This is a genomic window from Kitasatospora sp. NPDC059088 (assembly GCF_042738155.1).
In the GTDB taxonomy this organism is placed as follows: Bacteria; Actinomycetota; Actinomycetes; order Streptomycetales; family Streptomycetaceae; genus Kitasatospora.
Window position 1 is genome coordinate 16,626 of the sequence record NZ_JBHYGR010000094.1, and the last position, 8,910, is coordinate 25,535.

Annotated in this window: 11 protein-coding genes; all 11 read right to left on the bottom strand. The window is 73.7% G+C overall.

The features are described 5' to 3' along the window. Window positions 1-118: 118 nt before the first annotated feature. The 11 genes from ACFWXO_RS32025 to ACFWXO_RS32075 all read right to left on the bottom strand — a co-directional run bounded on the left by ACFWXO_RS32025 (window position 119) and on the right by ACFWXO_RS32075 (window position 8,762). Window positions 119-715 carry a hypothetical protein gene (locus ACFWXO_RS32025; RefSeq protein ID WP_380528214.1) on the bottom strand — a complete coding sequence of 199 codons (597 nt, stop codon included), beginning with the start codon at window positions 713-715 and terminating at the stop codon, window positions 119-121. 198 nt (window positions 716-913) lie between these two features. Next, window positions 914-1,480, bottom strand: a complete 567-nt coding sequence (locus ACFWXO_RS32030) for a hypothetical protein (protein WP_380528216.1) — start codon at window positions 1,478-1,480, stop codon at window positions 914-916. A gap of 323 nt (window positions 1,481-1,803) precedes the next feature. After that, window positions 1,804-2,829: a hypothetical protein gene (locus ACFWXO_RS32035; protein WP_380528218.1), complete on the bottom strand. Its 1,026-nt coding sequence runs from the start codon at window positions 2,827-2,829 to the stop codon at window positions 1,804-1,806. Between the two features lie 88 nt (window positions 2,830-2,917). After that, window positions 2,918-3,181 carry a hypothetical protein gene (locus ACFWXO_RS32040; protein ID WP_380528219.1) on the bottom strand — a complete coding sequence of 88 codons (264 nt, stop codon included), beginning with the start codon at window positions 3,179-3,181 and terminating at the stop codon, window positions 2,918-2,920. Window positions 3,182-3,302: 121 nt separating this feature from the next. Then, window positions 3,303-3,554: a hypothetical protein gene (locus ACFWXO_RS32045; protein WP_380528221.1), complete on the bottom strand. Its 252-nt coding sequence runs from the start codon at window positions 3,552-3,554 to the stop codon at window positions 3,303-3,305. A 397-nt stretch (window positions 3,555-3,951) separates the two neighbouring features. Further along, on the bottom strand, window positions 3,952-4,377 hold the full coding sequence (locus ACFWXO_RS32050; protein ID WP_380528223.1) for a hypothetical protein: 426 nt from the start codon (window positions 4,375-4,377) through the stop codon (window positions 3,952-3,954). 75 nt (window positions 4,378-4,452) lie between these two features. Continuing rightward, window positions 4,453-5,571 (bottom strand): hypothetical protein, encoded by a 1,119-nt coding sequence (locus ACFWXO_RS32055; RefSeq protein WP_380528224.1) that lies wholly within the window; start codon window positions 5,569-5,571, stop codon window positions 4,453-4,455. A gap of 98 nt (window positions 5,572-5,669) precedes the next feature. After that, window positions 5,670-6,215 carry a hypothetical protein gene (locus ACFWXO_RS32060; RefSeq protein ID WP_380528226.1) on the bottom strand — a complete coding sequence of 182 codons (546 nt, stop codon included), beginning with the start codon at window positions 6,213-6,215 and terminating at the stop codon, window positions 5,670-5,672. A 326-nt stretch (window positions 6,216-6,541) separates the two neighbouring features. Then, window positions 6,542-7,189 carry a hypothetical protein gene (locus ACFWXO_RS32065; RefSeq protein WP_380528227.1) on the bottom strand — a complete coding sequence of 216 codons (648 nt, stop codon included), beginning with the start codon at window positions 7,187-7,189 and terminating at the stop codon, window positions 6,542-6,544. Window positions 7,190-7,328: 139 nt separating this feature from the next. Next, the gene (locus ACFWXO_RS32070) at window positions 7,329-7,940 is read right to left on the bottom strand and encodes a hypothetical protein (protein ID WP_380528229.1); all 612 of its coding nucleotides are present in this window, start codon (window positions 7,938-7,940) and stop codon (window positions 7,329-7,331) included. Between the two features lie 288 nt (window positions 7,941-8,228). Further along, entirely contained in the window at window positions 8,229-8,762 is a 534-nt protein-coding gene (locus ACFWXO_RS32075) for a hypothetical protein (RefSeq protein WP_380528231.1), read from the bottom strand. Window positions 8,763-8,910 lie beyond the last annotated feature (148 nt).

Sequence of the window (8,910 nt, forward strand, 5' to 3'; positions counted from 1 at the left end):
GGGGGGGCGCTCGGCTCCCCTCGGGGGGGGGGGGGGGCGGGCCCCGCGGGGGCTGTCGGCGAGGGGGGGGGGGGGCGGGGGGCGCCCCCCCGCGTGGGGGGGGGGGGCCGGACGCCGGTCAGAGCAGCGGCAGCAGGGTCTGGTTGTAGGAGGCGAGCAGGATCATCGCCTCCAGCCCGCCCAGGGCACCGGCGGCCACGTCGACGCGGGCCTGGTGCCCCGGCCGGTTCAGGTCGATGCGCACCATCGCCTCCGGCAGCCAGGCCGTGGTGAATCGGCAGGTGAACCGCTCCCCGGCACCGTCGGGGAAGGGGAAGGTGCCGAGCGGGCTGTCGTCGGCCAGCAGCCCGGGGACAGCGCGAGAGAGCCACTGGGCGGCCTCGCCCCTGGGGGCCGGAGCCTCGGGACGCGCCTCGATCGGGATCAGGTCGGTTGAGGCGAGGTCCGTCAGCACCTTCACGGCGGTGGGCAGGCTCAGGTTGTTCAGCTCGACCCGGTGGGAGCGCCGACCGCCGGGGAACTCAAGCCACTGGCCCGTGGTCTGCGTCGTGTCGTCGCCGAACCGGGTGGCGTGCCACAGCGGCTGACCCGGCCCGTTGTGGCTGCTGGTACGGGCCGCGAGCGGCAGCAGGCGCGCGGTCAGCCGCTCGTGCTGCTCGTTCGCGGCGGTGGTCTTCTCGATCTCTTCGGTGGTGACCTCGGTGGTCAGCAGCATGGCGCGCTCCTTGGGGGTGGCGGGTTGAGACGGTCGGGCCGCCCGGCCCTTCCGACATGAAAAACAATACCACATTAAACGTGCTCATGTCGAGATGGCGCACCTCCGGAGCGTCGTCCCCGCGCAGGCGCTGGGCGGGTGTCCCGCCGGCGCCGACCGGGCGGCAGGCGCGAAGCCTCGGCCCGGTCGGCGGTCGGTTCAGCTGGCGGGGTTGAACAGCTCGACGGAGCGCGACAGCGACCACTGGCCGCCGCCGCCCGAGAGGCACGCGATGTCGGGAGAGGATGCGTACAGGTTGTAGGACCCGGAGGGGATGCCGGCGGGGAAGGCGTCGGCGAGCCACTGGCGCCCGTACTCCTCCGTCCACGCGGTCCACACCAGGTAGTCCTGCGGGTTCGGCGCGCCGGTGACGACGGTCTCGTGGCTGGTCATCAGCCGGGTCTCGGTCCAGGGCTCCCCGAACGGCGCGGGCAGGTAGATCGAGAAGTGGACGCGGCGCGGGCCGTTCAGGAACTCCCGCAGCATCCGGGCGTTGTCGTCGTCCGCCGGGAGCGCCCCGCGGGTGACGGTGCGGATGATCCCGTCCGCCTTGTCGGGTACGGCGCTGTAGAGGGTGCCGTGCCCGTAGCCGGGGCCGACGGGCTTGCCGATGCGGTAGCCGTGGACGCTGGTCGCGGTCTTGTCGATGGTGGGCCGCTCGTGGTCTCCCACCATCGGGGGGTAGTCCCTGGTGAGCGGGTACTTGGTGCGGTCGAGCGTGCTCATGCTGTTCTCCTGGCGGGGTCGTAATGGTGGTCGTGGCCACGGTCCGGCCGTCCGGACGGGCTCCCAGGCGCGGGTGCGGATCGGCCTCCCTGTCCGGTTCGAAGGCGACCGAAGGGCGCTGGGTCCCCGCCCCTCCGCGGGCGGCGTCGGTGAACCGGAGCCCGGGTGGGGTCGGCGCGAGGGGGCACCCCGACTTGCCGATGTAAAAAACATTACCACATGAAACCTGCAAATGCGATGCGTGCCCCCAGGTCGTCCGCCCCAGCGGGGCACCAGGGCGGCGCCAGCCGGGCCGGCGCTGCGCGCCCCGGCCCGGCCAGCACTCACACGGGTTGTGCACCGCCCGCGCTCGCGGCCTCGCTCTCGACGACGTCCAGCACCTGCGGCAGGTCCGCCGTCAGGCCCTCCAGCCCTCGCGCCGACTGGTTCTCGGCGGTCAGGATCCGGTGGTGGCCCACCGCCTCTCCCTCTGCGTTCAGCCGGTAGCGCCACACCTCCGTGCCCCAGTAGTGCTTCGGCTGGTACTCGCCCCCGCCATCCGGGTCGATGATCACCAGCTCCGAGCCGTCCGCGAGCGCCACCCGCACACCGTCCCCGCTCGGGCACGGCCCCGACGGGATGCCCCGAGCGGTGAGGGCCTCCCGGATCCGGGCGCCGACGGTCGTGGTGCGCCGATGCCGGCTGACCGCCACCAGCGCCCCCACGGCGGCCACGCACCGGGCGGTGTCCTTCCATGGGCCATTACTCCGCGACCCGTCATAGACCACGGCGTCCGGTACGCCGCGTTCGTCCCTGCTGTAGCGGCTGAGCACCGCCACCCACCCGGCGTGGTCGCTCACCGAATGCCCCAGCGTGCGGGCCTTGCCCGTGATCCGAATCTGACCACCCGTCACGCCGACCGTGATCGTCGGCACGTGATCGATGTGGCACAGATCCGGGTGGTATTCCGCCTCCTGCAAGGCGCGGTACAGGTGGTAACCGGCCCCGGGCGGACCGCCGAGCATCCACGCGCTGTACCGGTCGCGTCCCTCGGCAGCAGCATCGACCGGCACCAGCTCGGCGCCGAGCGTCGCCAGCAGCGACGCCACCCGCTGCGCGCTGCGCCCCGGGGTCGTCGTCCAGGAGCTCGCGAACACGACTTCGCCGCCCTCGGCCTGGACCAGCTGCCACAGCAGCAGGCCCTGGTCCAGCGCCAGGTAGAGGGTGTGGTGCTGGTGGTTGACGGTGATCTGGACCTCGGCGGCCGCCTGGCCACCGAGGTCGATGGCGGCGGCGGGGATCCGGCGCTCGGTCAGGTGGTCGGCGAGCCACTTGGCGCGCTGGCCGTCGGGTAGGGATGCAATGGGCATGACGGTGCTCCTGTTCGTTGGGGGGTGCGGGATCGTGGGGGTCTGGCCGGGGCGGCGGCGGGCACCGCCCCGGTAGGCGGACGGGCGGTCAGGACCGGCGGGCCAGAAGGACGTTCACCTGGTCCGTGTCGGCGAACTCGTATCCGAGCGGGGCCAGGGTGAGGCGGGCGGTCTCCAGGGCGGGCGTCCAGGGGCCGGTGACGACGGTGACCACCACCCATTCCGGCCGCCCGCACGGCCTGCCGTCCTCGGTCAGGACGGTCGTGACGTCCGTGGGGTGGTTCTCGTCGGCGGGCGCCAGCCCGACGGCCTTCAAGTGGTCGGACACCCTGAGTGCGCAGTTGCGGCGCATGCTGCTTCGGCCTTCCTCGCGGGGTGAGCCGGGAGGGCCGCCAAGCCCTCCCGACGCGATCATCGATGCCACATGAAACGTGCCGCCGGGCGTGTGGCGATTCCCGGGGCGACGGTCACCCCTACGCGAGGCCCTCGTCCGTCGGCGGGTTGTAGATCGCGATGCGGAAGGTGTAGCCCGTGCCCGCGTGCCGGATCGCCTGGCCGACCCCGGCGCGGCGCATCCGGGTCACGAGCCGCATCGCATCGTGGTAGCCGACGCCCTTGTGGGTCAGGACCCAGCTGGCGGCCATCGCGGCGGCGTACGGGGTCCTGAACGGCTTCTGGCTCTTCGTGACGCCTGTGGGGCGAGTGCGAAGGAGCTGGTACAGCATGGGCTCTCCGGTCTGCTCGAAGCGGATTGAACGAGGCGGCCACCCGGCCCGTTCCGACATCACAAACTATACCACATAAAACCTGCCGAGTGGGGTGGTCTCCGCACCGGGAATCCCGGCCCCCTCAGGGGGGCTGCGGAAGGGGCGCCGGGTGGCGGCCCACTGTTCGAGCCGCGCTATTCTGGACTTCCGCTCCTTTTTCAAGTGGTAGATGAATCGAACAGGCTCTTCTGCGGTTGATGGGTGCGGGTTGAGCGGGCGGGTAGTCGTGCACCTCGTCCAGACTCCCCCTCGGGGGACCGTCCTTCGGGACGGGCGGCTGCCCGCTCGTACCCCTATTCAGATCCTGGCGTCTGCGTGAACTCGACCGCTCACCAGGACTGTTGGGCTCCGGCGATCACCTCCAACCAGACGCGCTCCCGGCCGGCGGGCGGCTCCCTACCGGCCCGCGGGGGATGATCCGCACCGGGAGCGGGAGCCCGTAGTGGCGGGCCAGCGCGGTGACCGCCTCCGCGCCGCCCTCCACTCGGTCCGGGGCGACCGGCCTCCCGCGGTCGTCCAGCACCTTGTAACTGCCCAGCGGGTAGTGCGAGACGTAGCGCAGGATGCCTCGTGCCCCCTTGTGGTCGGGGAACTCCACCGAGCTGGTGAACGCGTTCGGCGGCCCGACGCGGCGGATGACGGCCTCGGTGCGCGGCTGAGCGCCACCGCCTGCGGGGGCGGGCCGCTCGCCGGCGGCCGGATTGGCGGGCACGGCGGCGGAGTGCGCGGCCAGAGTCGGGCCGGTGACGTGCTCGGCGCCGGGGACAACGAGGGGCTGCATGGTGTCGGTCCTCCAGGGACTTCGGTGGGGACAGCGCCCGGGCGCAGCTCGGTGCTGCGCCCGGGGGACGGGGTGTCAGGGGCGGGTGTCGCAGGCCGGGGTCAGGCGGCCTCCGCCGGCCTCGAACCGCTCGGCGTAGCGGGTAGCGAGGATGTGTGCCGCGCGGGCGCAGCTCGCGTAGAAGGAGCGGTGCTCGTCGAACTCGGCGGCGACCGTGGCGGCCCGGATCGCCTCGGCGGCCTCGGCGACCTCCCGCATGTCTGCGGCCGGTGCGGCGCTGGTACCGTCCTCGACCCCGGCCAGCACCTCCAGGGCCCGGGTCGCGCGGTCGGGGAGAGCCGGGCGGCGGGAGAGGCTCGCCAGTTCGTCGCCGATCTCGCCCCCCATGAGCCGCCGGGCCTCGGCCTCCTGCGGATCGCGGTGGCGGAAGGGGAGCGGCGGGAAGGCGGCCGCCGTCTCGGCGGCGGGCCGCACGAACCGCGGCACCTTCCTGACGGCCATGCTCGTCCCCGGGCCGGCATCGTCCAGCTCGGCCAGGTAGAGCCGCTCCCCGTAGGGCTCCGGCTCCACCACCCGGCGGAGCACACGCAGCGGCCTGCCCCACGACGCCCCGTACCGGTATTCGTTGGCCAGGCGGACGACGTCGCCCACCTCCGGCTGCTCCCCCTCGCCAGCCAGGGTCCAGCCCTCGGGGGCTGCGGTGCGCTCCTCGGCCTCGCGGGCCGCCTTGGTGCGCTGGTCGATCACCTGCACCACCCGGTCCACGGCCTCCCACCGGGTGGTCTCGCTCCCCGCGAGCGCGGCACCGTCGAGCTCGACCACCCAACTCCGCACGACCTTGCGGACGGTGGCGCGCGGGGCGCCGTCGACGGCCAACGGGTACCGGCCCTCGTCGTCGCGCTTGCCGATCACGGTGCGGGCAAGGCGGGCCCGGCGCTGCTCCTCCTCGGCTACCCGGCTCCGGGCCTTGGCGGCTTCGTGCTTCCGGCGGGTGACCTCCTGAGTCAGGGCGCCGCGCCGGCTACCGATGCTGGAGAGGGTGGGCATCCGCTCCTCGCGCGGGAGGCCGGGGAGCTGCTGGTCCTGGTAGGCGTTCAGGGCGTCGGCCTCGGCGGTGAGCTCCTGGTCGGTCATCCGGGCCGGACTGGCGGTCCCGATCGGTGCGGGCGCGGTGGTGGTGGGTGTTGCGGACATGGGTGGTCGACTCCTGTCGGATGAGGGTGTGCGGTGGCGCGGCGGGGCCTGGCGGCGGGGCGCGGGGGCCGGAGGTTGCTCCGGCCCCCGACGGAGGGTCAGGCGGCCGGGCGGAAGCCGATCGGGACGGGGGTGATCGACTCGCGGCGCACGCAGTAGAGCTTCTTCTCGTCGGCGACCTTGGTCAGCCGGTAGCGGGGCTCGTCCTCGCCGAACCGGGAGCAGCGCGGGCAGTCGGAGCAGAGCTGCGCCCGGTACAGGCCGTGCTTGGCGGCCTGGCTGCCGTGGTAGTCGACGAGCGCCCCCGGCTTCACCGGGCCCGGCTCCTCGATCTTCTCGGCCTCGGGCTCGGCGGCCTCGGCGTCGCCCGGGCAGGGCTGCTGCTCCTGGGGCTCCGGGCGCACAGTGGGCCCCAGGTTGACCCAGCCCGCCGCCCAGCTCGGGGTGTCGTACGCGGCGCTGACCCAGTTGTTGCCGGGGTCGGCGGGGGTGTCGAAGCCGAACGCCACGGGGTCGCCGGTGACCGGGTCGGGGGCGACGTACAGGCACCGGAAGATCAGCACCTGGGCGGCGGACTGCCCCGGCTGGCCGATGACGTAGGTGGTGCCCGGGACGAAGAACGAAGGCGCGGACGGCAGCTTCACGGTGGCTCCTTGGTCGGGAAGAGCGGGTTGAATCGGGCGGACCGCCAGGCCCTCCGACAAGAAAAACTATACCACACTGAACCTGCAATCGGGGGCGAGTGAGGCCCTGGGGGTGTGACCTCAAGTTCGCCCCCGGCGGGCGATGGCAGTATTTCCGGGCCTGATGACTGATGGGCCAGAAGTGGTCTAGGCCAAATCCCGGGACATGATTGTCATGCGCGCGTCGCAAGTGATGACCCCGCGTCACCGGTTGCGCCGCCCCGGGGGCCAGGGTGCGGAATTGACGCTCCGGAATTCGGCAATTCCGGGCTGAATTCCCCTCGGAATTACGGTGCCGTGCCCGTGTCCGGCCGGGCGGACCGGTGCCCGAAGTAGCTGGCGGGCAGGACGGTCAGCAGGGGCCTGCTGCCCGGTGCGGCATCCTCCGGGGCGTCCCACTCGTCGCTGCCCGGGGCGGCGAGCGTCACCAAGTCGACTCCGCCGAAACGGAATTGGGGTCCGACGAACCGGGACGGCCAGACCGTCCACGCGCACCACGACTCGTCGGCCGCCTTGTGGGCATAGGCCAGGATGCTGCCCGTCAGATCGTCGGCGGTCACCGGAAGGGCATCGGCCGCCCGCCAGTGCTGCGCCTGCCGGGTGCCGTCCGCCGTCCGGATCGGGCTGGTGCGAACCGCGGAGCGGACGTCGGCGAGGGTGAGCGGGTGGTGGTACGTCCCGGCCGGCGCCCTGCCTTCCGACAGCCAGCGCTGGAAGGCGAACGAACCGCCCCGCCACCTCCATTCGAGGTGGAACCGGCCGCTACCGCGGGCGGTGTCGCCGGAGAGTGTCATCACGAAGCCGTCGCCGTCGTTGTCGGGGCTGGCCGGTGCCCATGCGACCGACGCCGACCAGCCGTGCTTGCGGGCGTAGGCGGCGACCTCGGCGATGTGCTTCGGGGCGGCGGGCGCGGCGGGGATGGTGATGGCGAGCAAGGGGGCTCCTAGGTGGTGTGAACCGTGTGTCGGGAGGGGGGTGGGGTGCCATCCCGTCCCCCTTCCGACATGAAGAACTATACCACATGAAACCTGCAATGGTGGTGTCCGCTCCCTTCCCTCGGGGGTGCGCTCCCGCCTATGCGCGAACGGCGGGCAGTACGGTGAGCATCGGCTCGCTCCCCGGGACGGCGTCCCTGGGCCACCACCCCGGCCGCGCCCAGCCTGCTGAGGCGGACGTGACCAGGCAGTCGAGGCCGAGGAACGCGCCGCCGGTGAACCGGGACGGCCACACCGATTGGGAGATCCCCGTCCTGTCCGCGATGCGCCGGACCTCGGCCAGCACTGCGGGCGTCAGCTCCTCCACGGTCGGTGGCAGGACGCCCTCGGTGGTCCAGTCGCGCGGCCAGTCGACCGGCTCTCCCCCCACCGGGTAGACGGGGTTGTTGCGCACCGCGCTCTCGACGTCGGCTCGCTCGACCGGGGACCGCTGGTACTCCTGGCCGGGGTACCGGCCCCGGGAGTAGTGCGGCTGGTAGAGGTAGCCGCGGCCGTTGCGGTTGAGCCAAACCAGCCGGAAGCCGGCGGCCCCGCGCAGCGGCTCCGCCGTGAGGGTCACGATGAACTGGGGGCCGGTGTTCGTGGGCCCGGCCGGCTCCCACGCCACGGTGCACTCCCAGCCGTAGCGGCGGGCCTGGGCGGCCGTCTCGGCCACCTTCTTCGGCGTCCTGGGCTGAACGGTGGTGGGCATGTCTGGTCTCCGTCTCGGGGAGTGCTGTGTGGAAGGGGAGCGGGCCGGGCGCCGCGCGGCGCCCCGGCGCCTGGGGTTCGGTCGGGGGGGGGGGGGGGCCGGGGGGGGGGCCGGCGGGGACGCCGCGGGGCGCGGGACCCAGCCGCCGGCCGGCGGGGGGGGGGGGGGGGGGGGGGGGGGGGGCCGGGGGGGGGGGGGCCCCCCCCCCACGATGGCGGCCACGGTCGGCCCCGCGTTGGGGCGCCTGCGGCCGGGCCCGCGGACGAAGCGGTCCGCGGGCCCGGAGCGTTACGGCCGGTCCGGCTCCACCGCGCGGTAGGTGATCCGGAAGCCGGTCAGCGTGTGCACGGTGACCTTGCGCCCGTGGTCCTCCCGCTGCACTCGGGCGCCCTCGCGCATGTACCGGGCTACCTCGAACACGGCCAGCACGGTGCTGATCCGGCGGCTGGGCTCGGGGATGCCGTTGCCGGTCACCGACGTGCTCAGGCGTAGCGGTCGGACCTCCAGGTCGTCCTCGATCACGCGCAGCGCCGCCCGGGCCCCTTCGTTGAACGCCTGGTGCAGCACCCCGTACTGGTTCTTGTCGTCGGCCATGCGAACCCCGGGGACGGGGGCCATGCGGGCCAGTGCCGCGGCGGCGTGGGCGCGCCCTTCGGCCGTCAGGAACGTGCGGCGCTCCCGGCCCTGGCCGTGGTGGACGGCGAGATCGCGGGCGACCAGGGCGTTGCGGGTCGGCCGCTGGTCGAACACCTCGCCCTCGACGTCGGCGAGTGCCTCGATCGCGGCGGTGTCCATGCGCGGGCTGGTCTTGAGAGTGGTCACGGTGATGGCCTTCCGGGCTGGTCGGGACGGTCGGAGGGTGGGGCGGGGGCGGGGCGCGGGGGGGCCGCGGGGCCCCCCCCCCGCCCGGGCCGGGGGGGGGGGGGGGGGGCCGCCCCCCCCCCCGGGGGGCGCGCCCGCCCCCCCCCCC

Excerpts from the sequence above, each read along its gene's own strand:
- ACFWXO_RS32025 (WP_380528214.1), bottom strand. The coding sequence starts at position 715 with ATGCTGCTGACCACCGAGGTCACCACCGAAGAGATCGAGAAGACCACC.
- ACFWXO_RS32030 (WP_380528216.1), bottom strand. The coding sequence starts at position 1,480 with ATGAGCACGCTCGACCGCACCAAGTACCCGCTCACCAGGGACTACCCC.
- ACFWXO_RS32035 (WP_380528218.1), bottom strand. The coding sequence starts at position 2,829 with ATGCCCATTGCATCCCTACCCGACGGCCAGCGCGCCAAGTGGCTCGCC.
- ACFWXO_RS32040 (WP_380528219.1), bottom strand. The coding sequence starts at position 3,181 with ATGCGCCGCAACTGCGCACTCAGGGTGTCCGACCACTTGAAGGCCGTC.
- ACFWXO_RS32045 (WP_380528221.1), bottom strand. The coding sequence starts at position 3,554 with ATGCTGTACCAGCTCCTTCGCACTCGCCCCACAGGCGTCACGAAGAGC.
- ACFWXO_RS32050 (WP_380528223.1), bottom strand. The coding sequence starts at position 4,377 with ATGCAGCCCCTCGTTGTCCCCGGCGCCGAGCACGTCACCGGCCCGACT.
- ACFWXO_RS32055 (WP_380528224.1), bottom strand. The coding sequence starts at position 5,571 with ATGTCCGCAACACCCACCACCACCGCGCCCGCACCGATCGGGACCGCC.
- ACFWXO_RS32070 (WP_380528229.1), bottom strand. The coding sequence starts at position 7,940 with ATGCCCACCACCGTTCAGCCCAGGACGCCGAAGAAGGTGGCCGAGACG.